The sequence below is a fragment of the Paraburkholderia nemoris genome, from assembly GCF_905221015.1.
In the GTDB taxonomy this organism is placed as follows: domain Bacteria; phylum Pseudomonadota; class Gammaproteobacteria; order Burkholderiales; family Burkholderiaceae; genus Paraburkholderia; species Paraburkholderia nemoris.
Window position 1 is genome coordinate 106,747 of the sequence record NZ_CAJNBO010000026.1, and the last position, 22,262, is coordinate 129,008.

Genomic DNA, 22,262 nt, shown 5'->3' on the forward strand with positions numbered 1-22,262 from the left:
TCTTAGAAATTGACGCCGAGGAACGTTTCGAGCTTTTCGACGACAAAGTCGAGCATTTCGCGGCTGAGACCCGGATACACGCCAACCCAAAACGTTTGGTTCATGACGATATCAGTGTTCTTCAATTCGCCACTTACGCGGTATTCACGACCAATCATATATGGCTGCCGCGTAAGGTTTCCGGCGAATAGCAAACGCGTACCGATCTTGTTTTGATCGAGGTAGGCAAGCAAGTCGACTCGACGAAATTCCGCTTCCGGCTTCAGAGTAATCGGAAAGCCGAACCATGACGGATCTGAATTTGGCGTTGCGTTTGGCAAGATCAGGAATTCCTTGCAGCTTTGCAAGCGATCGTGCAGATATCCGAAGTTGTCGCGCCGCGCTTGAACAAAACCTTCAAGTCGATCCATTTGCGCAAGCGCACACGCTGCCTGCATATCGGTGATTTTCAGGTTGTAACCCAAGTGTGAGTAGGTGTATTTGTGGTCGTACCCTTCTGGCAGATTGCCTAGTTTCCAGCAGAATCGCTTACCGCAGGTGTTGTCCTTGCCCGGTGCACAGTAGCAATCGCGGCCCCAGTCTCGAAACGACTCGGCGATCAACTTCAAATCCGGGTTGTTGGTGAACACGGCGCCCCCTTCGCCCATCGTTATATGGTGCGCCGGGTAGAAGCTAAGAGTTCCGATATCGCCGAATGTACCGACCAACTGGCCGTTATAAGTTGCGCCGAGGGCGTCGCAACAATCTTCGATTAGCCAAAGATTGTGCTTTTTGCACAATGCCGCAATAACCTCGAGGTTGTACGGATTACCGAGCGTATGCGCGAGCATGATCGCCTTCGTCTTCGGCGAAATCGCAGCTTCGATTTGGCTTGCGTCAATGTTGTATGTACCTAGCTCCACATCCACAAAGACAGGTACTGCGCCGAACTGCAGAATAGGGTTTACAGTGGTGGGGAAGCCGGCGGCAACGCCGATTACCTCGTCACCGGGTCGGATTGCACGATCGCCGAGTTTGGGCGACGTAAGTGTGGAAAATGCGACGAGATTGGCTGACGAACCAGAGTTCACGGTAATCAGATATTTGACGCCTAGAAAAGCTGCCAGCTTCTTTTCGAACTCATCGTTGAAGCGACCCGTCGTCAGCCAGCCGTCGAGCGATGCCTCGACCATCAGTTCCATTTCTCGGGCGCCAATTACCTTACCTGAAGGCGGGATCGCGGTTTGACCGGGCTCGAACACCGGCCGTTGAGTTGCCAACGTGCCATATTGCTGCACGAGTTGGATAATTTGTTCACGGAGTTGATCTTTGTTCATGAGCGGATAGCTTTAAGATTGAGTGTATTCGTTGATTTGAGCGAGCGTAACGGCTCTCATATCCTCGTGACGACCAGCCGCCTTGTACCACGCGACGATATTGTCGAGGGTATGGCCGAGATCCCAGCGTGGCCGCCAGCCGAGGCGGGTATGCGCCTTCGAACACTCCAGTTTCAGAAACGTTGCCTCGTGTGGATGATCGCCCCCGTCGAGTGCCCAACGTGCGTTATCACCCCACTGTGACGTAAGTCGCTCGACGATCGCTTGCACCGGCTGAGCGTCAGAGTCGTTCGGTCCGAAGTTCCATGCCTCGGCATAGCGAGTTCCCTCGGTGAACAACTTTTCCGCCAGGACAAGATAACCACTTAGCGGTTCAAGCACATGTTGCCATGGACGGATCGCATGTGGATTGCGGATGTTGACCGTTTCGCCATTGGTGATAGCACGAATGATGTCGGGAATGAGCCTGTCTGCAGCCCAGTCGCCACCACCGATAACGTTGCCAGCGCGAGCGCTTGCCACCGCGACTCCGTGTTCAGAGTACGTCGCCGGATTAAAAAAGGAGTTTCGGTATGCCGCGGTGACGAGTTCAGCGCAGCCCTTGCTGCTGCTGTACGGGTCGTAGCCACCCATTGCTTCGTTTTCGCGATAACCCCACTCCCACTCGCGGTTCTCGTAACATTTATCCGTGGTGACTATCACAACAGACCGTACCCCCGGGACTTGTCGGATTGCGTCAAGCAAGTGGACCGTGCCAAGCACGTTCGTCTCGTACGTTTCCACGGGGTTTACGTATGATTCCCGCACAAGCGGTTGCGCGGCCATATGAATGACGATTTCGGGCTTTGCGGCCTTAACCGCGTTGAGTAGTTGTTCTCGGTTCCGGATGTCGCCTATGACCGAATCGACACCGTCGCTAACTCGCGCGAGCGAAAACAGATTGGGGCTGGTTTCAGGCGCAAGCGAGTAGCCCGTCACCTTTGCACCGAGTGCATGGAGCCACAGCGTTGTCCAACTGCCCTTAAAGCCGGTGTGGCCGGTAAGGAAGATCCTCTTGCCCTGCCAGAATGAACCGTCCATCATCACCACACCTTCCACGGCGCGTTGCCGGATTGCCAGAGTTCTTCCAGATATGTCTTGTCCCGCAACGTATCCATGGGCTGCCAAAAACCCTCATGACGAAATGCGGCCAGTTGCTGCGCCTCCGCGAGTCGCTCAAGCGGCTCGCGTTCCCAGACCGTCTGATCGCCTTCGATCAAATCAAGCACCTTTGTTGAGAGTACAAAAAAGCCACCGTTAATCATTCCGCCGTCGCCCTTTGGCTTCTCTTTGAACGACGCAACGCGATTGCCCTCAATGTCTAATGCGCCAAAGCGCCCGGGTGGGTATGTCGCAGTCAATGTTGCCAGCTGACCGTGCGATCGATGGAAATCAATGAGACTCGTGACGTCGACGTCGCTGACGCCATCGCCATACGTCATACAAAATGCGTCTTCGTCCGCAAGGTAGTTCCGAATACGCCCCAATCTACCGCCCGTCATCGTCGTTTCGCCAGTGTCGACTAGCGTAACCTTCCAATGCTCACCGTATTGCTGGTGGGTCTCCATCCGGTTTTGCCGGATATCGAAGGTTACGTCTGACATATGAAGGAAATAGTTTGCGAAATATTCCTTTATTATGTAGCCCTTATAGCCACAGCAAACGATAAAATCATTTATGCCATGGTGAGAATAAATTTTCATAATATGCCACAAAAGTGGCTTGCCCCCGACCTCGACCATTGGCTTGGGGCGTACGTTGGTTTCTTCGCTAATCCGCGTGCCGAGTCCGCCGGCCAGTATCACTGCTTTCATTTCGATACACCCATGTTGATGCTTGACGCGTTATGGAATTTTTTCATTTCTTGCTCGTCCTCGTGGCCACGATCGCGGATGCCTGCTACAGCCAATATGGACGCGACAACGCAGCCGCACACGGACCAAAAATTGTATCGGAGGTCTGCTGCTGGCGTAATGAAATACATCGGCATTAGGTATAAGTAAGCGCTGGAACTGGCTGTGAGCGCCTCGAGACGATAGCTACTGGCCCTTACCAGAAAGAGTGCGACCACTAAAAGCAAAGATGCCGAGTAATAGATCCATGGGCGGCAAAAATTTGTATTCCCCGACTTCCACATGTATTCGGTAACGTGGCTTTTGAACGCAGTGGGAGTAAACGTGACGCCAAGATCGTTTGCGTCTACGCTGGGATGTGTCACGTAGAACACATCATGGCTGTGAAGGGAGATATATTCTCTAAATACAGCCGTGCGATGCCGTAAATAGGCCATTGGGTTCGACTTGATGGCGAAGAGCCAACGCGATGCGACATGATCCGGGTTGGGTGCCACTAGGTGTTCACGGTCATTATTCGCTGTGATATTGAGGTGCCGAGGATCGTAAATGCTCTTCAAATAATCGACCGGAACCGAGTTGCCGTTGATGTCCGGAACAATGGATTTATTTGCGAAAACAGAAATTCCAATTAGGTCATATTTCATGATGCTGTCGGAATTGGTGTTTCTTGCCAGTCTCTCAAAGCTCGGAAGTCGATAATTGTTCATTACCCACACTACGGCACAAAGTACCAGCGTCAGCATGGCGCCGGATAGAATCCTTTTAATTGTCTGCCTCGCGCTGCGGGATGTGCCTAACAGTTTCCAGAGCGCGTACATGACAAGTGGGAAGGCTCCACTGGCCGCGTTAAATCGATATGCCATGCCGCACCACACCAAAAACAAGGCCAACGCGACAAGCGTGCGTTTCCGATTGCCGGTCGATTCGGCCGTGACAGCGGCGAGCAGGGCAAGGGCTCCCATGTAACAGGCGCCCACGGCAACATCTTTCCATACAACCAGCATCGGCCCAAGTATTGGCGGCAGTGCTGTAAAAGCTGCCACGCAGAGCAGTTTTATACCCATTGGCATGCGTGTACGCCCCACCATATATGCAAATGACAACTCCAATATCCCATTTTGTACGATTTGCATTAATGTCGGGCCAGGCGCGATCCAGTCAAATATGCGCCATACGTAGCTTCCAAATGGCGGATATTGGGACCCATCGACGAACGTTCGCGCCTGTGCGAGTTCTTGGATGGAATCGTACGACAAGAACCCCGGGTACGACGCCAGACTAACGAATGCGGTCGCGACAAGGGCTGCGATCCACATCGGAACCATTGACCGAAATGCAGCATGCCCCGCAATGCGGGATGTAGTAATCGCCATGGGCCGGAGTTCCGCCATATTGTCCTCAAATCATTGTTCAGATGCCCGATGCGAGCGGGCAGCATTGTACATAACAGCCGGCGACGGATTCGGGCCTCGACCTGACGTCCGGATGCATTGCGCCGCCGAGGGGGCATGCAGTCGAGAGATGACGCGGCTATAAGCGACGAGTTCGACAAGAATTGTTGCATGGCATCGGCATTTTGCCCACGCTTTTGATCTCACGCGGCATGGCGACTATTGGCGCGTGCGCCCGTGGAGCTGTTCGGTCACTCTTACTACACAGTCGACGCACTACTTCACTTGCCTTGCTGGCGCCCAGCTACAGGCAAATTCGGCGGCGCAACCGAGTTGCATGGGAAAGGGGGCTCAATGAAGCATGTCGCAAATCGACGCCCACGCCAAGATAGGCATATGCTGAACGTCGCGAAGCGTGTGGCGAGCATCAAATTCGTGTTGCATCGTGATAGCCAACGCGATGATCGCCATGGCGGTGCATTTGATGGCTTGGGCGGGTGTGTCGCTGCGCGCAGAGCAATCTTGACGTTGGTCCAGACTTCAACGTTTATGGAGCGTCCTTCTCCGAAATCGACGGCGCGATTTTCGTGCCCTAGTGTCTCAAAGGGTGTTGAGCACCTAGGCTCGCAGCCGATTCATGCAGGTTCGCCATCCGCTGCCACTTGGGCGCGCCGACTGATGGATGTAGCGATTTGGTCACGCTATTGGTTAAGCGGAATGAACACAAAGAGTGCGCGACATGGCTATATGATCAATCGTGGCGTGTAGAATCGCACGTTTAGCGGGAGGCGGCGAGCCCGTAACAAGGCCGCGGCGATTTGTGCGCAACCGACGGCCTGGGCGGCATGTCATCGCGATGTGGGCGGCCGTGGCCGCCTTTGGTTCTAGTCTGGGATCTATCTGTCACAGCAGCCTCGCGCGGCGTGCTTGGCGACTGCACACGATCATGCATCGCGCGAGTCATATGCTGTGCCGTTTGACTGGCAGTTCCGCCGATACTGCATGCACTGATGACCAGCGGGATGGCGAAGCTTGGTTCAACGTCTTGACCCGTGCGCAAATTGCTCCCTACATCGCGCGGGCGACCCGAGTCTTGTCATCAGCACTTTCGGACTCTGCGACCGAACCGTAGCGCTCTAGGTGGACGAGATGGATGATTCCCGGCGCCTTGATGAGGGGGGGCTGGGTTGCATGACCCATGTTAGGGCGTTACGGTTGGCGCGATTTCCCTGTGCGCCGATATATCGCGCTATGGATTCGGAATTCAGGCTTTTGCGTATGACGAACAACTGGGCTGCCGCCCTGGGGCACCCGTTTTTTCGACATTTGCTACATTTCTAGACCACGTATGAATGAAGACAAGTTCCGGATTTTGCTGTTTGATACCAAGTATCGAAATCCGAATCATTACATTTGCCTAGCGATATTTGCTGCACTGAAACGGCACGCGTCAGTTGAGTCTGTGTGGAAAGCTGATCCCCTGGATGCCGTTTCGGTTGCGGTGAGAAATCGCTGCAACTTGTTCATTGCATTCGACGGTGAGGAGTTGGATGCTGCGCTATGCGCTCGCCTCGCGGATATTTGCGGACGCTCAGCGCTGTGGGTGACAGAAGATCCCTACGAGCTTGAAGTAAACGTACGTCACTCACAGCTCTTTGACATTGTTTTTACCAACGATTCGTCGAGTGTCAGTGCCTACGGAAACAGAGGCCGACACTTGCCGCTGGCAGGCGCGACGGAGTTCCATTCGCTACCAGTGTTGGCGTCGGAGCAGTCGTTGCGCTACCAGCTTTTCTTCGCCGGAACTGCATGGCCTAACAGGAGCGAGTTTGTCAGGTCAATCCTAGGTCAAATGCCTTCGGAGTGGAAATTTAAGCTAGCGCTTCCGTCCAATGCTTTCTTGCCGCCTCATCGTGTTCCATTGCCGGAGAGTGTGCTGTCGTGGCGGACCTCACCTGTCGATTTCGCGCGTTTCGTCAACCGGAGCGCGGTGACGCTGCTGCTACCGCGAGTGTTTTCTGCCTCGGGGGGGCGCGAGTATGCTGAGACGCCTCCCCCGCGCCTCTTCGAGGCGGCGCTTGCAGGCGGCGTGCAACTGGTTCACGAGTCTCTCAGCGAAGTTGCGAAGTCGTTCGCGCCGGGAGAAGAGATCATTTTGTTCTCGTCTGAGAACGATTTTCTTGCGAAGGCTAGGCATCTTATCAATGATCGGGCCGCGCGGGATTCGATTGCCGAGGCTGCCCGGCTGCGCGGGCTACGCGAACATACCTATGATAATCGCGTGGAATCGATTTTGACGCACGTGCGCCATATTGCGTTCAAACCATCCGAGATTGAAAGCGCCCAGCGTAGGACGCTACTGTTCGTAGCACACAACGTCCTGCATCGCGGGAACTTTGGGGGTGTGGAGGTATACCTCGAGCGGATCAGGAAGGTATTGGCGTCTGAGTGGAACGTGCTCTTCTACATTCCCGGCGCAAATGGACGCGATCGGGAAGCGCAGTTACTTGCTGAGGACTACACTGAAATTCGGCGGTTTGAGTTTTCGCAGCCATATTCGGCCGGGTTGCTGACTTGTCCAGAGCGCGAGCACGCTTTCCGAACGATTTTGCTCGAATACGACGTCGATGTCGCCCACTTTCATCATTTCATCGGCCATGTGCCGTCGATGATTCATGTGGCCGCGCAAACCGGTGTTCCGACTGCCTTTACTGCACACGATTTTTTCCCGGTTTGTCACGAATTCAATCTGCTGTCGTTCAAAAATGAATTTTGCGGCGCTCCCGATGTTCCCTTATCTCAATGCGACGTGTGCCTATGGCAAAAGCACGAGATCGCGCCGGGGTCGCAGGCCCAGCGCCGTATGTTTTGGGACAACGTTTTGCGCCATATCGACTTGCTTGTATTTAACACGGATGGAACGCAGCGCACGTACTCGCAAATGTATCCGTCAGTGCGGCTGCACGCATCTGCGCATGTGCTCCCGGTTCCCATTCTCGACGGGCCGGTGAGGTCGTTGCAGCGCGTCGTGACTCCGCTGAAGGTTGCTTTGCTCGGCAACGTCACCCATCAGAAAGGCGGTGATGTGCTCTGCCGGGCGTTGCCGCTCTTACAAGGCGCACCGGTTGAGTTTCACGTGTTCGGGCGCGTGGATGGCAACTATTCTCAACTTGGTGATCGCAGGCGGTTCCCGAACGTCGTCGTGCACGGTCAATACGCCGTCGATGCACCACCGCCGGAACTGCTTGAGTGTGACGTGTCGATTCACGTTTCCGTTTGGCCCGAAACATATTGCTTGACCTTGTCGGAAGCGTGGCAGCTTGGCTTGGTTCCGATCGTCACTGATATCGGGGCGCTTGGGGAGCGTGTCACACATCTTGTGAATGGCATTAAGATCGCGCCAAACAAAGAGGGACAATTAGTGGATGCTATTCGCCGGTTGATCGATGAACCGGCATTGCTCAACGTGCTTCGGGCACGGATCACGGAGCGCTTGTACATGGAATTGACAACGCATACCGCTGAGCTTGCTATTCGCTATCGAGCGTTGCTGCGAGCCCCTCGTCGCCACTCAGCCAACGGCGAACCGATAAGGCAGACATCGCTAGCCGACATTGGCATCGTCTTGCAGACGTCCACCTGGCAAATTGGATCCGATTCCGATGTCACGATGCCCCACGGAGGCAAAGCAAGGTTGGTATTCAAAGTGCGAAGGGTGCTAGCGTTCTACCGCCGGCACGGACTTCGCCCGACCGTTCGTATTGTTGTCAATCGGGTAAGGAACCTTCTGTGACCGCTTCATTTCGCGTGCTGATTTGCGGCGCATCGCCTGACTCAGTGAACAACAACTCGGTGTTGCGTGGGTATGTTGCCAACGGCTTTCGTGCGCGACTGGCCGAGAGTAGCGTTCGCGTGTGCTCGCTCGAAGGGGCAGAGCAGGTGACGCGGGACTTTCTTCCGCAGCTGATCATCGTGTTTGGCTCATGCATGCCGGCCGTGGCCAACTACCTCGGGGTGAAGGCGGCGGCGCTCGATGTCGGGGCGTGTCTTGCATTTTGGCTGCACGATGATCCGTATGAATTCGACTACGGTTACAAGATTGTTCCGCTTGCAGACGTTGTGTTCTCTAACGATCGTTGGGCAGCCACACACTATTCACATCCCCGCGTCTATCACGTACCTCTTGCCGCGGATCGGGTGGCTCATTTTCGCGAGCACAATCCAAACAAAGAGCGCGACGTCTTTTTCTGCGGTGTGGGCTTTCCTAATCGTGTCGCTTTGTTGCGCGACTGTGTCGACAGTCTGCGCCCCTTCAATGTGTTGGTTGCTGGCGCGGAGTGGCCGTCCGATCTACCATTTGCTGAGAACCGACGTGTTCCTAATTCTGAATTACCGGACCTTCATGCCAGTTCGCTTCTTACATTGAATATGGGCCGTCGCTTTAATCTGGCGAATAGTCGATTCAACCTCGACGCCTCGACGCCTGGGCCTCGAACATTCGAGGCGGCTGCCGCGGGTACAGTTCAGTGCATGTTCGTTGAGGGGCTCGAAATTGATGACTACTTTAGCGAGCGCGCCGGGGAAGTCCTGTTGTTTGACTCACCGCGCGAGTTGCGCACACATATCGAGATGCTCCGTGATGAACCGGCCCGAGCGGCTGCGATCGCGCTCGCCGCGCAGCGGCGCGCGATGAAGGACCATACGTATGAGAATCGCGCGACGCGCATTCTCGATGCGATAGGTGATCTCCGGTCATGACTTGGTACTCGGCTATAATGGTCGGCTACACAGAGAACTCAGTAGTCCATGAACAAGCCAATTGATGATGCGCGTCAGCGCGCCGGTACGCGAGAGTTGCTTGCTGCGTTGAGTAATCCCCATTTGTGGGCGCTGCTCGCATGGTACGACATTCGGCAACGGTATCGCCGCTCAGTCCTCGGCCCGTTTTGGGTAACTTTGTCGACCGGTATCATGATCGGCACGATGGGCATATTGTGGTCGTTCCTGTTCAAGAATGACGTGAAGGCGTACCTTCCCTTCTTCGCCGTCGGCAGCATCGTCTGGACTTTCTATTCGACACAGATCAATGAGGCGTGCCTCGGCTTCGTGCAATTCGAGCACACAATTAAGCAAATTCGCTTTCCGATGCCGGTGTACTTGCTAAGAATCATGGTGCGTAACCTAATTATTCTCGCGCACAACGGCGTTATCATCATCTTGGTTTTCGCGGCTCTACGCGTCGGAGTGGATTGGCATGCTTTATTGATCATTCCCGGGCTCTTTATCGGTAGTGTTGCGATGTTAGGCATCTCTATGATTGTGAGCGTATTTTGCACGCGGTTCAGAGATATGCCGATGATCGTTCAGAACGCTACGATGGTTCTGTTTTACCTGACGCCGATCATCTGGCGTCCTAATAGCTTGGGTAAGCATGGATGGATCGCTGAATGGAACCCCTTCGCGCACCTCGTGGAAATCGTGCGGGCCCCCCTGGTTGACCAGGTTTTCCCGGGTCAATCATATTTGTGGTCCATCGCAAGCGCGATTGTCTTCGTAGTGATCGGCGTTCTGTTGCAAGGACGCTACCGGAACCGGATTGCGTATTGGCTGTGAGGCAGGACATGAGCGAGTCATACATTAAAGCAGAAAATGTCGTTGTGGAATTTCCTATTTATAACGCATCGCATCGGTCCCTGCGAAAGTCGCTTTTGAGCGCCTCGACGGGCGGCAGGGTGGCTGCGGATGCCGGTAAGCACATTACCGTGCGTGCGCTCGATGACGTGTCATTTGAATTCAAACCGGGGGACCGCGTTGGTTTCGTCGGTCACAACGGCGCTGGTAAGACCACATTGCTGCGAGTGCTCGCGGGCGTATATGCACCGATCTCCGGTAGGTTATCTGTCAATGGGCGTATCGTGTCATTGATTGATATGTCGCTTGGGATGGAGCCGGAGGCGACAGGGTACGAAAATATCTTCCTGCGCGGCATCATGATGGGCATAAAACCCAAAGAAATTGAGGAAAAGCTTCCAGCGATCGCCGAATTTAGCGAGCTCGGGGAACACTTTCTCAACATGCCGGTTCGGACGTACTCAAGCGGAATGCAATTGCGCTTGGCATTTGCCGTTTCCACTTCGATCCGTGCTGATATCGTTCTGATGGACGAGTGGCTTTCCGTCGGTGACAAGGCGTTTAGCGAGAAAGCGACCGAGCGCCTTAACGACGTTGTTCAGAATTCGTCTATTCTCGTCCTCGCCTCGCATTCGAGCGATCTCGTTGACCGAATGTGCAATCGCGTACTCGTATTCGAACACGGGAAAGTGACCGAGACCGTCACATAAATGGGTTGGCGAACGCGCTCAAGGCGATTACATAATTGGGAGGCGACATGAGTCAGAACAGTCGCGAAGCGAGCTCTATTTCGGTCGGTGACGCTGTTGCGGAGGGTTGGGCGTATAGGAAGCCAGCAAGCCGCAATAAGGCGAGGATCCTCGGCGCCATTTCTCCGCGCGAACGAGCGCGCGAGTGGGTTGCCGTTTCAACGCAGGAGCCGTTGTCGCGCGATGTAGTGCGACAAGCGCTTATGATGGCAGTGGAAAATGCGTCCGCTGGGATCGTGATTGGGTTGAGCCACGACCATTACCTCACGATTGCTGGAGGAGTGCAGAACTGCATTGGCGACGAACAGGCGGCACTGTGTGAGGCGGGTTGGACTTATTTGCATATTTGCCCTAATCGGCCGTTGCCGTTACTGGCCGAAGTGGTGGATCCGGAGAGGTTTGAAGTCGTTGCGTCCTTGAATGGACAGACACTAGGTGTTGTTCTGATATCCGATATCGAGGCGATTGCTTCGGATCTTGTGCGCGCCGGTCGGCAACCTCGTTGCGTGGTTCACCACATGCTAGGGTTCGCGCCAGAGTTGATTGCAGGATTGATTCGCGCTTGCGATGACAATCAGCCCCTTGTCTGGCTGCACGATCTTTTCACGCTGTGCCCGAGTGTTCACCTGCTGCGGAATGATGCGACCTTTTGTTTTGCGCCGCCGGTCGATTCAGCTGTCTGTCGTATCTGCAACTCAGGCCCTGATCGCGCTTCGCACGTGCAACGGATGCAAGCATTTTTTGCTTCGACGCATCCAAGCGTAATTTCCCCGTCTGCTACGCTGTTTGATTTCTGGAAGCGACAAGGGAAGTATATTTATCGCAACTCGACGATCATTGCACCGTGTGAAGTGGTGTTTGATGGCAATTCCCAAGTGTTTGACGCGGCCCGGCCGTTAAGGATCGCGTTTTTGGGTTCGCCCATCTATCACAAAGGCTGGGACGCCTTCGAGTCCCTCGCCCGCTGGCATGCTCGAGATGAACGCTATGCCTTCTTTCACTTCGGTTCGGCCGATCCTGCGGTGCCAAGTCTCCAGCATGTACCGGTAACAGTCGCACGTGAAAGTCGATCAGCGATGATCGAAGCGGTGAAGGCGGCTGAGATTGACGTCGTGATCAATTGGTCGATGTGTTACGAGAGTTTTTCCTTCACAGCAATTGAGGCTGTGGCGGCTGGCGCATTTGTCGTCGCTCGCCGGGACGCGGGGAACGTCTGGCCGCTAGTTCGCGCAATCAACCCGAAGCGCGGTTGCAGCGTTGTGAGCGAGACGGAATTGCTTGCGTTGTTCGCTGACGGACAGATATTCGAATATGTGTCCGACGCGGATCGTCGTACGGGATCGCTTAGGTTCGGCTCCTATACGGGCCAATTGCTCCAAAGCGAGGTGTCGAATGCGTAGGGTTCACTGCTACACCAGCGTTTCGTTCAGCTATCTCGATCGCGCGCGCGTGCTCGCTGAGAGCGTCCGCAAACATCACCCTGATTGGACACTGTGGCTTTTACTCTCTGACGAAGCACCGGAAGGTTTTCACTTCGACATCGGAGAAGAATGTTTTGATCACGTCGTCACGATTTCGGAGCTAGGTATTCCTGAGTGGAAGCAGTGGGCTTTTGAGCATGACGTCGTCGAGTTGTGTACGGCTGTGAAAGGTACGATGCTATGCCGACTATTGGACGAGGCGGCGGACGCAGTGATCTATCTTGATCCTGATACGGCTGTCTTCGCGCCGCTGAGTCATGTAATCGAGCGTTTGGAGCAATCCTCAGTTGTTCTGACGCCTCACGTTGTACAACCCGAAACCACGCTTGCAGGCGTTTGCGACAACGAGATTGGATCCCTAAAGCACGGTGTCTACAATCTCGGTTTTGTTGCCGTTAGCAACACCGTCTACGGGCGGAAGTTTGCGGAATGGTGGCGAGATCGGTTGTTGAAGTTTTGTCGTGACGACGTACCCAACGGGCTCTTCACGGATCAGCGGTGGTGCGATTTGGTTCCTGCATTGTTTGAAGGGGTTTTCGTTTTGCGTAACCCCGGATACAACGTTGCGTCGTGGAATCTTGCAACACGTCCAATAGCGCTTCAGGCGGATGGAACAATCATGGCTGGCGCCGATCAGCTCCGATTTTTCCACTTTACAAAGGTCAATTCTGTTGGCGAGGCCATGCTTGAGCGGTATTCCTTTGGGTCAAGCGAAGTTTTCGAATTGCTTAGATGGTATCGCAGCCGGCTGATTGTTCATCGGCCAATAGGTCTCCCGGCAAATTGGTGGATGTTCGGCACTTACACCGACAAGGAACCGATCCCGCGGTCGCACCGGCTAGCCTGGCGACAGCGTGTGGACTTGCGCGCTAGCTTCAAGAACCCCTTTTTGGCCGGGCCGGATGGCTTTGGTGAATGGTGTCGTCAGCAGGGACTCTGATGGTGAGTCAAACTGTCTAGGGCGTCGCATCGCGGCGTTCTAGAACTTGTTTCGCTTTGCTTTTGAAAGAGAGAATTTCATGCAGGAAATAGCTACGCGCTACGGTGTACTCGAAGCATACGAAGCTGCTGACGATCTTATTTGTCGGTGTCTCTCCAAATATGGTGAGTGGGCGCAGTACGAGCTTCAGTTCGTCGCAGACAATCTTGCACCTGGCAGCAAGGTTGCTGACATCGGCGCGTTTATCGGCACCTTTGGTCTCGGACTGTCACAGTTAAGGAAACTGGACCGTTTGTGTTTCGTTGAAGCCAACGCCGTCACTGTCGAGTTGTTGCGAAAGAATGTGGCACGGAACGCTTCGGTGCCGAGCGCGGTGGTCGACGCTATTGTTGGTCCGTTCGCTCATCACGAAGGTGGAACCTTTATTCCGGGCAATAAGGGTTCATTTTCCGTGACGAGCCACACAGACGGCAATGTACAGGCTCCCGCCGCTGGTTCGACGGTGTCGCTCAAAGCGCTGTCGGAACGACATGGGCCATTCGATTTGTACAAAGTCGATGTCGAAGGTGCCGAAAAAGCAATTTTTAATGCCGAGCTCGAATTTGTTCAGACTTCGAATTCAACGTTTTGGATTGAATGTAATGAATCGGTAGATTCGCTTGATGTCGGCGAATTGTTTATCAGCCTCGGGTTTTCGGTGTTTTATTTCGCATTTCCCGCGATCTCCGCTAGGCCGTTTCGCGACGGCGAGCAGAACGAGTTTCCATTTGCCTATGAAGCAGGCTTGTGGGTTACCAGAGATCGTGCGCCCCACCTCAGCGCAGAATTGCGCGAAGTGGGTTGCGTGCTCGAACGGGTTGCAAGTCGAGAGTCGTTGCGCTCGAGTCTTTGGCGCACGCCACGCTGGGCGCCTGCTGATTGGCATGAGAGTGGGCGCACTGAACTCGCAGCGTTGGCGGTGCATCGGTTGTTCGGAGAGGCATATGAGACGTTTCTCGCGCACCCCAATCCGCAACCGTCAGGAAGCGCGCCGCGTACTTGGGCCGAGCCAATTCCAGTACAAATGCAACTGCGAATCAACCAGATGCATGAACGGCTAAGGCAAACTGAGAACGAACTCAGGGCAACTGAGATTGTTCTATTTGAAGAGCGTGGCAGAAGCGCGACGGCGATCACGCGTCTGGAAGACGAGCTGCGCGGACTTTACTCACGCATCGATTTGTCAAACAAGCAAAACGCGGAGCTATTGTCTTCGTCTTCCTGGCGTCTCACTATGCCGCTAAGAATGATTTCACGACTGCTGCGCGGTGATTGGCGAGAGATAAGGCGAATTTTTAAGGCAAGGATAAGTGGTCGTTAATTTGCCGTGCTTGATTCGGTACGTGATAAATCTTCGTGCCTTTCCGTTGTGTTTAAAAAAATAAATTCGAATGTATGGTTCCAAACGAACGAGGTGTTGAGGTGCCTTTCAATCCGTATAACGGATTTCATCAAATTTCGATCTTTGGACGAGCGCGAATGAAATTAAAGATCCCGGTCAGCACGACGCGCAACTGCTCTTGGTGACGTCAAATTGACGTCGACGCACGGGATCTGAAAGCCGCGAGATTTTTAAATCAAAAGGCGGGGCGCCGACTCTCAAGTTGAGCCAGATAGTCGGCTCGCTCAGTTCTAAATCGGTGGCACCATTCTTCGCTAATTTCAGTCCTAAGTGTTTGGAGATTTTTGCTGTGTGCCGCTACGCGCGTGGTTGATGTCGGATTAATCGTTTTATTCATCCATGTCAACACGTCCTCTGGGCCAGCAATAATATCCTCGTAGGTGAAGCGAGCGGGCGATAGATTCAGCCGACTGAACGTTGACTCGAAAAATACCTCTCCCGCAACTAGGTGCTCGCACCAGCCGACGATAGCTTCGGTATCGTATTCCACAGCGTCAAGTCGCGACTGCAAAACGGGATTTGCTTGATAGCTATGAAAAAATTCGGACCTCACGCTTCGATAAAGAGAGATTGCTTGAGCCACGAGATTGCGGCGTCTTAGGTAAAAAGGCTGCACAAGACTGCAGATGTCTCTTGGCCGTTCTAGCATACTGCATAAACATTCCGTCTGATATGGGGACAACTGGAGACCCATCACTCCGGATTGTGAACGGTAGTCCGCGACGGTGCGTTGAAGATACTCATCGACGTCACCGGTGCCAATTGCGAGGGGGGGGCGGCATCCTAAAGCCAGTTCGCAAGTGTGAATCCATCCTTCGTTGAACCATTCCTGCGGCGTTCCCAGAATATTGGAATTCTGCGCCATTTCCATAAGCCAAGTACTGCCTGACCTTGCGATGATAAAGATCACGTAAAGCCGGGTTTCCTGAGAGATCTTTTGAATTGTGTTGAGATGAATGACGGCATTATCCGGGAATGCCGCAGCTACTTTGTTTTCCATTTTTTGACTAGACCGACTTGTTTGGCTTGAGCCGCGTTGACAGAATAGAGAGGTGCAATTGAGTTTCTGCGTCGAGAGATAGTTTTTTTTATTCGACACAGCGTTAGGCGCAGGCGATATTTTGTATGTGTGAGATATATCTGCACCGCGATGGCTTTGCTCGGGTGAAATTGTAGCGACAATGACCATGAAGCCTCATCGTTGAAAAAGCTCGGCTACTTAGGTGATCCTGCGTATAGGCGACTCGGCGTAGGCGAGCGGCGGAACTGTACCTGAGATTCGAGCTTAGTCCCATACGGAATGTGTCGCCGTCCAAGATGATGGCGTTAATGTTGAGTTCACAGAGCCGGCCAAGTAGCTCCTCTGCTATCGTCGGTTTGTCTGCTCCAGATAGGCCAGTGAACGGAAGCACGCAGCTGTGAGGTGAATGTTCGCCCACGACGCCAATTCCTCCAAAAAATCACTGCTATCGATTTGTCACGGAGACCGTTTGGCCGATTTTAACGTTTGCCTAAAAAACGTAGTGGATCTGTAATTTTCCGCAACAAAGATTGCTTGACGCAAGTTGCTGTGCGCGAAGGCTGTTTGGGAACACCTGAGATGTAAATCGGCCCTTTCAGGGCCCAGGAGCGGCAACAACGAGCCGCGCCCTAGATACCGTGTGCGTGGAGCACAACACTTCCGGAACAACCCGTAACAAATCGAAAAGCAGGTTGCTGAGGAAGGACAATTTGAGCAAACTTGCGGTTTGTTGCGACCACACAACGCAAGACAGTCCTGAAGTGTCATCCAAAAGACACGTAGTTTAATGAAATGAATGCCATAAGCGCGCTGGGTCTCAAATCTGAAGGTTTATCTGTCTCCGTCGTCGTCTATCGGTCGGATGTCGCGAAGTTGAATGCGACGCTCGCGAGCTTTGGCGCCGCCTGCGAAGAACTGCGTGCGATCAATTGCTCAATTCCCATCGCACTTTACTTGGTTGACAACGGCGGGGGGGAGGCTGATGCGTCCTCTACCTTGGAAACGCTCGGTATCCAGAATGTTGTCGTAACGGTCATCGCCGGGCATGGGAACGTCGGATACGGCAGGGGCCACAATCTGGCGATCGAACGCAGCAACAGCCGCTACCACCTGGTGCTGAACCCTGACATCGAACTTGCGTCCGACGCGCTCAAAGAAGCCCTCAATTTCTTCGATTCCCACGCGGAAGCGGGTCTGATCACACCGTGGATCGGCGACGAGCATGGTCGGCAGCAGTTCCTGTGCCGACGCTACCCTACACTGCTCGATCTGTTCGCGCGTGGTTTTTTACCGGCACGGCTGCGAGCGCTGTTCACGCGTCGTCTCGCTCGCTACGAGATGCGTGACCAGATCAACGCGCGCGACATCGTGTGGGATCCGCCAATCGTCAGTGGTTGTTTCATGCTGTTCCGCACGTCCGTGCTGAAACAGCTGGGAGGCTTCGATGCGCGTTATTTCCTTTATTTCGAGGACTACGATTTGAGTCTTCGCGCGCATGACGTCACCCGAGTTGTCTACGCGCCCGCCGTGCGCGTACTGCATCACGGCGGTGGCGCAGCGCGCAAAGGCTCCGCGCACATTCGCATGTTCATGGCGTCGGCGTACAAATTCTTCAACCGGTTTGGCTGGAAGTGGCTATGAGTCATGTGCTCGTCACGGGGGCCAACGGCTTTGTCGGTCATGCGCTATGCCGCGCATTGCTTGACGCCGGACACACGGTCACCGGCCTTGTCAGGCGGACAGGGCAGCTTGAAAGCGGCGTGAACGAATGGGTCGACGTCAGCACGGATTTCACCGACGTCGACGCGACATGGCCGGATGCGTTGCACGTGGATTGCGTCGTGCATCTGGCGGCGCGAGTCCATGTGATGCGCGAAGAGTCTGCCGATCCCGACGCAGCGTTTCGCGCGACCAACGTTGACGGTGCGCTTCGCGTTGCACGGGCTGCACGGCGACATGGCTCGACGCGTTTTGTCTTTGTTAGCAGCGTTAAGGCGCTGGCCGAAGGCGATTCAGGCCGTCCGTTGCGCGAAGACGATCCGCCAATGCCGCAGGACGCATACGGGCGCTCGAAGCTCGCGGCCGAACAAGCGCTGTCGAGCTACGGCGAAGAGTCCGGCTTGGATGTCGTGATCGTGCGCCCGCCGCTGGTGTACGGGCCACAGGTACGTGCCAACTTCCTGCGTTTGATGGACGGTGTCTGGAAAGGGGTGCCGTTGCCGCTAGCTTCGATCGACGCGCGGCGCAGCCTGATCTATGTCGAGAACCTCGCAGACGCCCTGATGCATTGCGCGGTAGACCCACGCGCGGCGCACCAATGCTTTCACGTTGCAGACGCCGCTGCTCCGACCGTCGCCGAACTGGCCCGTTCGCTCGCTGGGCATCTGCAAAAGACCGCGCGCTTGTTGCCGGTACCGCTGGGCCTGTTGCGTCTCGCGGGTCGGCTGACAGGCCGCTCGGCGCACGTGGACCGGCTGGTCGGCGCCCTGCAGCTCGACACCGCGCACATACGCATGACGCTCGGTTGGCAACCGCCATATTCCACCGACGAGGGGCTGGCCGAAACCGCCCGTTGGTATCGATCCACGCATTGAGGGCGCGCATGTTGACGTACCTTTCGACCTCCCCTACGTGGGTTGCCGTGACCGTAGTCGCGCTTGGCGCGGCATGTGCATGCGCCGCTATCCTCTGGGCGCTGCTTCGCACAGGCATGGCCTGGCGGCTCGCTACGGACATCCCTAACGACCGCTCACTGCACGTCGTGCCGACGCCGCGCGTCGGCGGCTGGGGCATTGTTCCGGTGGCCGTGGTGGCGACCTTGCTGCTGGCACCGAGCCTTTGGTATGCCGCTCTCGGTACCGCTTTCCTGGCAGCGATTTCACAGATCGACGATCGGCGCGGATTGCCCGCAAGAGCCAGGTTCGCGGCCCATCTGATCGCCGTGGTTGGGCTGGTCGTACTTTTTCCCGCCGATGCACCCTGGTGGGGCTTGGTAATTCTTGCCTTTTTGATGATATGGTTGGTCAATCTTTACAATTTCATGGACGGCGCGGACGGTCTGGCAGGCGGTATGGCGCTGTTCGGCTTCGCCGGGTACGCGGCTGGTGCGCTGCTTAGCGACCATCCTTTGCCGGAACTGGCATGGTCAGCGACGGCGATCTCAGGTGCCGCTCTCGGCTTCCTGTTGTTTAATTTTCACCCAGCGCGCATTTTTCTCGGTGACGCAGGATCGATCTCACTGGGTTTTCTTGCTGGTGCGCTGGGTTACTGGGGCTGGCGCGGAGGCGTCTGGCCCGTCTGGTTCCCGATTTTCGTGTTCGCGCCGTTCATCGCCGATGCCTCGATCACGCTGGCGCGTCGGTTGCTCCGTGGCGAAAGATTTTGGCAAGCGCACCGCGAGCACTACTATCAACGTATGGTGCGCTCCGGAATCGGACACGCCAGGACAGCTTTGACGTGGTATGCACTAATGGTAGCTGGCATAATGCTTGCTATTTACGCACTTGGCCGCTCAGTGATTTTTCAGTCGTGTGTGCTGGCCGTTTGGATCGCCGTTCTCTGTGCAGCAGGCGCTTTGGTTGATATGCGCTGGCGTCGTTTCCAATCAACACTGTCCGATAACTGAGGTACGACGCTGATGCTTAGAAACAAGGCCACCTGGCTGTCTTTCAGCGCTTTCCTTTTCGACTTATGCGCGGTCGCCGCTGCCTGGCTGATCGCGTACATCATTCGCTTTAACGGACTGGTCCCGGCAGAATTCCGGGTCGGGGCGATGCACTCGCTCCTCTGGGTCCTGCCTACCTACGGCATCATGTTCCGCATTTTCGGCTTGTACCGTGGCATGTGGGTCTTTGCGAGCTTGCCGGATCTCGTCCGTATATCGAAAGCCGTCATCGCTGGGGCGTTCGTCTCCATGGTCGTTTCGGTGCTGGTCCAACCTATGCCGATCGTGCCACGCTCCGTGCTGGTGGTGTCGCCGCTGTTCCTATTTCTCGCGATGGGTGGATCACGCGCGCTGTATCGTGCGACCAAAGAGTTTTATCTGTACGGTGGGCTCGTCGGACAGGGTAAGCCGGTAGTGGTGCTCGGCGCAGGCAACGCGGGCGCAAGTCTCGCGCGTGAGCTGTCGCGTTCGAGCGAATGGCGTTTGGTGGGCCTGCTCGACGACGATGTTTCCAAGCACGGACGTGAAATCTACGGCTACAAAGTGCTCGGCTCGATAAGCGATCTACCTCAACTTGCTGAGACGCTGAAGACGGAATACGCAATCATTGCCATTCCTTCCGCCACGGTGGATGTGCAGCGGCGTGTAGCAACGCTGTGTGTTCGTGCCGGTGTACGAGCGCTCGTGTTGCCTGCGCTAACCGACGTCACGCAAGGTCAGGCGTTTCTATCGCGCGTGCGACAGATCGACCTCGAAGATTTGCTGGGTCGTGATCCGATCAATATCGATACGCCCCATGTGGAAGCACTGCTGCATGACAGGATCGTGATGGTCACCGGTGCAGGCGGGTCTATCGGCTCCGAATTGTGTCGCCAGATCCTGCGCTTCCAGCCGGCTCAACTTATTGCGTATGACTTGTCCGAATACGCGATTTATCGGCTTACTGAAGAGTTGAGCGAGCGTTATGCAGACGTGTCGGTGATTCCGGTTATCGGAGATGCGAAAGACTCGCTGCTGCTCGATCAGGTGATGTCGCGTCACACGCCGCACATCGTATTTCATGCGGCCGCGTATAAGCACGTCCCGCTAATGGAAGAGCAGAACGCATGGCAGGCCGTGCGTAATAACGTGCTCGGTACCTATCGGGTGGGTCGCGCTGCGATTCGTCACGACGTGAAGCATTTCGTGCTGATCTCGACCGACAAGGCAGTCAATCCGACTAACGTGATGGGCGCGAGCAAGCGTTTAGCGGAAATGGCGTGTCAGGCTTTGCAGCAGACCAGCTCGCGTACGCAGTTCGAGACAGTTCGGTTCGGGAACGTACTGGGTAGCGCCGGTAGTGTCATTCCGAAGTTCCAGCAGCAGATTGCGAAGGGCGGCCCCGTCACGGTGACGCACCCTGAGATCACGCGCTTCTTCATGACTATCCCGGAAGCGTCGCAGCTCGTGCTGCAGGCGTCCAGCATGGGGCACGGCGGCGAGATCTTCATCCTCGACATGGGCGAGCCGGTGAAGATCGTCGACCTGGCTCGCGACTTGATCCGCTTGTACGGCTTTACCGAGGAGCAGATCCGGATCGTGTTTACTGGTCTGCGGCCTGGCGAAAAGCTCTACGAAGAACTGCTGGCGTGTGACGAAACAACGACACGTACGCCGCATCCCAAGTTGCGGACCGCGCGCGCGCGCGAAGTGTCTGATGATCTGTTGGACAAGTTGTTGCCGTGGCTTATGCAGCATCGCGTGTTAAGCGACGACGAAGTGCGCCGCGACCTGCGCCGCTGGGTGCCGGAATATCAACCGGCCAGCGCACCGGCTTTGCGTAGTGTCGGTAGCGTCACGCAAGTCACGCGGGTTTCCTGAGAGCTTGCACAGGTGAGTCCAGTTGTTGTCGCACGCGTGAAAAAAAGGCGCCTCGTTTACCGCAGCAACTCGCGACAATAATCAATCACCTCGCTGGCGATTCTCTCGATCGGAACGCTGTTGATATCCCGCTCAGCGGAAGCGGTCCGTATCGTCGATTGGGAATGGAGTCGCCACTCAGGCTTGATTTGACAGAAGATCGCGACACCAGGCTTTCCGAGCGCTGCAGCAATATGCATAAGCCCCCCATCCGCACCAATAAAAAAGGAGCTCTGCTTTATCAACTCGGCTGCCGCGGCGATATTCGGCAGGTCTACGTGCGACTCGACATGGCCGCAAGCTACGTCTTCACGGACCGCTCTCACTGTATCGAGCGCAATGTCGCCGGTGCCGAGCAGAATGAACCGCGGGCTCGGGACCTGCTTAGGCCAGCTCGAAGAAATCTGCTTGATAAGCAGCGCCCAGTTTTTATACCTGCGTCGCTTGTCGCCGCCCCCTACCGCGACCGCAATCGTAAACATCTCTGCGCTTCCGCCATCCCGGTCTGAGACCGTCAACGTGGGTGCGATCGGGCCGGATTCGTGCGTCGATTTGAACACGCGCGTAATCCGTTCGTACGAAAGCTGAATCCTCGAGAAATTCTCGTCCCTGCGGTGCCCCATGATCGAAAACCACGGAGTGAAGGGATGGTATTGAATCTTCTTCAAGATGGTTTTCGTGGTGAGGCTTTGGACTATCACCATGTCATACCGCGCGTCGCAACCCGGACGGTCAGTTGAAACTCCCCCACTTATGGTCGCGCAAATTCCCCCACCCTGTGAAGCAGGACTAAGGGTTATTTAGCTGGTTTTCGATTTCCGTGCAAGCGTTTCA

18 protein-coding genes are annotated in these 22,262 nt (G+C 55.3%); 11 read left to right on the forward strand and 7 right to left on the reverse strand.

The window, feature by feature from the left end:
- Window positions 1–2 precede the first annotated feature (2 nt).
- From rfbH to KHO33_RS31950, 4 genes are read right to left on the reverse strand one after another with little or no spacing between them, the layout of a single operon-like run.
- Window positions 3–1,316, reverse strand: a complete 1,314-nt coding sequence (rfbH, locus tag KHO33_RS31935; protein ID WP_200566632.1) for a lipopolysaccharide biosynthesis protein RfbH — start codon at window positions 1,314–1,316, stop codon at window positions 3–5.
- A 12-nt stretch (window positions 1,317–1,328) separates the two neighbouring features.
- Complete coding sequence (rfbG, locus tag KHO33_RS31940; RefSeq protein ID WP_200566631.1) at window positions 1,329–2,399, reverse strand: CDP-glucose 4,6-dehydratase; 1,071 nt, start codon at window positions 2,397–2,399, stop codon at window positions 1,329–1,331.
- On the reverse strand, window positions 2,399–3,169 hold the full coding sequence (gene rfbF, locus KHO33_RS31945; RefSeq protein WP_200566630.1) for a glucose-1-phosphate cytidylyltransferase: 771 nt from the start codon (window positions 3,167–3,169) through the stop codon (window positions 2,399–2,401). The genes rfbG and rfbF overlap by 1 nt, the downstream gene beginning before the upstream one ends.
- On the reverse strand, window positions 3,166–4,584 hold the full coding sequence (locus tag KHO33_RS31950; protein ID WP_200566629.1) for a hypothetical protein: 1,419 nt from the start codon (window positions 4,582–4,584) through the stop codon (window positions 3,166–3,168). Before KHO33_RS31950 ends, rfbF begins: the two co-directional genes overlap by 4 nt.
- Window positions 4,585–5,950: 1,366 nt before the next feature.
- On the opposite strand from KHO33_RS31950, the gene KHO33_RS31955 reads away from it, so the two are divergent.
- The 7 genes from KHO33_RS31955 to KHO33_RS31985 all read left to right on the forward strand — a co-directional run bounded on the left by KHO33_RS31955 (window position 5,951) and on the right by KHO33_RS31985 (window position 14,763).
- Complete coding sequence (locus KHO33_RS31955; RefSeq protein WP_200566628.1) at window positions 5,951–8,395, forward strand: glycosyltransferase family protein; 2,445 nt, start codon at window positions 5,951–5,953, stop codon at window positions 8,393–8,395.
- The gene (locus tag KHO33_RS31960) at window positions 8,392–9,360 is read left to right on the forward strand and encodes a CgeB family protein (protein ID WP_200566627.1); all 969 of its coding nucleotides are present in this window, start codon (window positions 8,392–8,394) and stop codon (window positions 9,358–9,360) included. The genes KHO33_RS31955 and KHO33_RS31960 overlap by 4 nt, the downstream gene beginning before the upstream one ends.
- A 48-nt stretch (window positions 9,361–9,408) precedes the next feature.
- Window positions 9,409–10,215, forward strand: coding sequence for an ABC transporter permease (locus tag KHO33_RS31965; RefSeq protein WP_234480708.1), 807 nt, complete (start codon window positions 9,409–9,411; stop codon window positions 10,213–10,215).
- Window positions 10,216–10,223: 8 nt separating this feature from the next.
- A complete protein-coding gene (locus KHO33_RS31970) occupies window positions 10,224–10,943 on the forward strand; it encodes an ABC transporter ATP-binding protein (protein ID WP_097393544.1) in 720 nt (239 codons plus the stop codon).
- Between the two features lie 47 nt (window positions 10,944–10,990).
- The gene (locus KHO33_RS31975; protein WP_200566626.1) at window positions 10,991–12,382 is read left to right on the forward strand and encodes a glycosyltransferase family protein; all 1,392 of its coding nucleotides are present in this window, start codon (window positions 10,991–10,993) and stop codon (window positions 12,380–12,382) included.
- Window positions 12,375–13,403, forward strand: a complete 1,029-nt coding sequence (locus tag KHO33_RS31980) for a hypothetical protein (protein ID WP_200566625.1) — start codon at window positions 12,375–12,377, stop codon at window positions 13,401–13,403. The genes KHO33_RS31975 and KHO33_RS31980 overlap by 8 nt, the downstream gene beginning before the upstream one ends.
- Before the next feature lie 79 nt (window positions 13,404–13,482).
- Complete coding sequence (locus tag KHO33_RS31985) at window positions 13,483–14,763, forward strand: FkbM family methyltransferase (RefSeq protein ID WP_200566624.1); 1,281 nt, start codon at window positions 13,483–13,485, stop codon at window positions 14,761–14,763.
- 256 nt (window positions 14,764–15,019) lie between these two features.
- Here the strand turns inward: KHO33_RS31985 and KHO33_RS31990 are convergent, their stop codons facing one another.
- Both KHO33_RS31990 and KHO33_RS43025 read right to left on the reverse strand, forming a co-directional pair.
- Window positions 15,020–16,033 (reverse strand): Stf0 family sulfotransferase, encoded by a 1,014-nt coding sequence (locus tag KHO33_RS31990; protein ID WP_234480707.1) that lies wholly within the window; start codon window positions 16,031–16,033, stop codon window positions 15,020–15,022.
- On the reverse strand, window positions 15,948–16,283 hold the full coding sequence (locus KHO33_RS43025; RefSeq protein WP_200566622.1) for an adenylyl-sulfate kinase: 336 nt from the start codon (window positions 16,281–16,283) through the stop codon (window positions 15,948–15,950). The genes KHO33_RS31990 and KHO33_RS43025 overlap by 86 nt, the downstream gene beginning before the upstream one ends.
- A 374-nt stretch (window positions 16,284–16,657) precedes the next feature.
- Here KHO33_RS43025 and KHO33_RS32000 point away from each other — a divergent pair, with 374 nt between their 5' ends.
- From KHO33_RS32000 to KHO33_RS32015, 4 genes are read left to right on the forward strand one after another with little or no spacing between them, the layout of a single operon-like run.
- Window positions 16,658–17,506, forward strand: a complete 849-nt coding sequence (locus tag KHO33_RS32000; protein WP_200566621.1) for a glycosyltransferase family 2 protein — start codon at window positions 16,658–16,660, stop codon at window positions 17,504–17,506.
- Entirely contained in the window at window positions 17,503–18,459 is a 957-nt protein-coding gene (locus KHO33_RS32005) for a UDP-glucose 4-epimerase family protein (RefSeq protein ID WP_200566620.1), read from the forward strand. The genes KHO33_RS32000 and KHO33_RS32005 overlap by 4 nt, the downstream gene beginning before the upstream one ends.
- A gap of 8 nt (window positions 18,460–18,467) precedes the next feature.
- Entirely contained in the window at window positions 18,468–19,490 is a 1,023-nt protein-coding gene (locus tag KHO33_RS32010) for an MraY family glycosyltransferase (RefSeq protein ID WP_200566619.1), read from the forward strand.
- Between the two features lie 12 nt (window positions 19,491–19,502).
- Complete coding sequence (locus tag KHO33_RS32015; protein WP_200566618.1) at window positions 19,503–21,389, forward strand: polysaccharide biosynthesis protein; 1,887 nt, start codon at window positions 19,503–19,505, stop codon at window positions 21,387–21,389.
- A 56-nt stretch (window positions 21,390–21,445) separates the two neighbouring features.
- Here the strand turns inward: KHO33_RS32015 and KHO33_RS32020 are convergent, their stop codons facing one another.
- Complete coding sequence (locus KHO33_RS32020; RefSeq protein ID WP_200566617.1) at window positions 21,446–22,096, reverse strand: glycosyltransferase family 9 protein; 651 nt, start codon at window positions 22,094–22,096, stop codon at window positions 21,446–21,448.
- Window positions 22,097–22,262 lie beyond the last annotated feature (166 nt).

Excerpts from the sequence above, each read along its gene's own strand:
- rfbH (WP_200566632.1), bottom strand. The coding sequence starts at position 1,316 with ATGAACAAAGATCAACTCCGTGAACAAATTATCCAACTCGTGCAGCAA.
- rfbG (WP_200566631.1), bottom strand. The coding sequence starts at position 2,399 with ATGATGGACGGTTCATTCTGGCAGGGCAAGAGGATCTTCCTTACCGGC.
- rfbF (WP_200566630.1), bottom strand. The coding sequence starts at position 3,169 with ATGAAAGCAGTGATACTGGCCGGCGGACTCGGCACGCGGATTAGCGAA.
- KHO33_RS31950 (WP_200566629.1), bottom strand. The coding sequence starts at position 4,584 with ATGGCGATTACTACATCCCGCATTGCGGGGCATGCTGCATTTCGGTCA.
- KHO33_RS31955 (WP_200566628.1), top strand. The coding sequence starts at position 5,951 with ATGAATGAAGACAAGTTCCGGATTTTGCTGTTTGATACCAAGTATCGA.
- KHO33_RS31965 (WP_234480708.1), top strand. The coding sequence starts at position 9,409 with ATGAACAAGCCAATTGATGATGCGCGTCAGCGCGCCGGTACGCGAGAG.
- KHO33_RS31970 (WP_097393544.1), top strand. The coding sequence starts at position 10,224 with ATGAGCGAGTCATACATTAAAGCAGAAAATGTCGTTGTGGAATTTCCT.
- KHO33_RS31975 (WP_200566626.1), top strand. The coding sequence starts at position 10,991 with ATGAGTCAGAACAGTCGCGAAGCGAGCTCTATTTCGGTCGGTGACGCT.
- KHO33_RS31980 (WP_200566625.1), top strand. The coding sequence starts at position 12,375 with ATGCGTAGGGTTCACTGCTACACCAGCGTTTCGTTCAGCTATCTCGAT.
- KHO33_RS31985 (WP_200566624.1), top strand. The coding sequence starts at position 13,483 with ATGCAGGAAATAGCTACGCGCTACGGTGTACTCGAAGCATACGAAGCT.
- KHO33_RS31990 (WP_234480707.1), bottom strand. The coding sequence starts at position 16,033 with ATGGTCATTGTCGCTACAATTTCACCCGAGCAAAGCCATCGCGGTGCA.
- KHO33_RS32000 (WP_200566621.1), top strand. The coding sequence starts at position 16,658 with ATGAATGCCATAAGCGCGCTGGGTCTCAAATCTGAAGGTTTATCTGTC.
- KHO33_RS32005 (WP_200566620.1), top strand. The coding sequence starts at position 17,503 with ATGAGTCATGTGCTCGTCACGGGGGCCAACGGCTTTGTCGGTCATGCG.
- KHO33_RS32010 (WP_200566619.1), top strand. The coding sequence starts at position 18,468 with ATGTTGACGTACCTTTCGACCTCCCCTACGTGGGTTGCCGTGACCGTA.
- KHO33_RS32015 (WP_200566618.1), top strand. The coding sequence starts at position 19,503 with ATGCTTAGAAACAAGGCCACCTGGCTGTCTTTCAGCGCTTTCCTTTTC.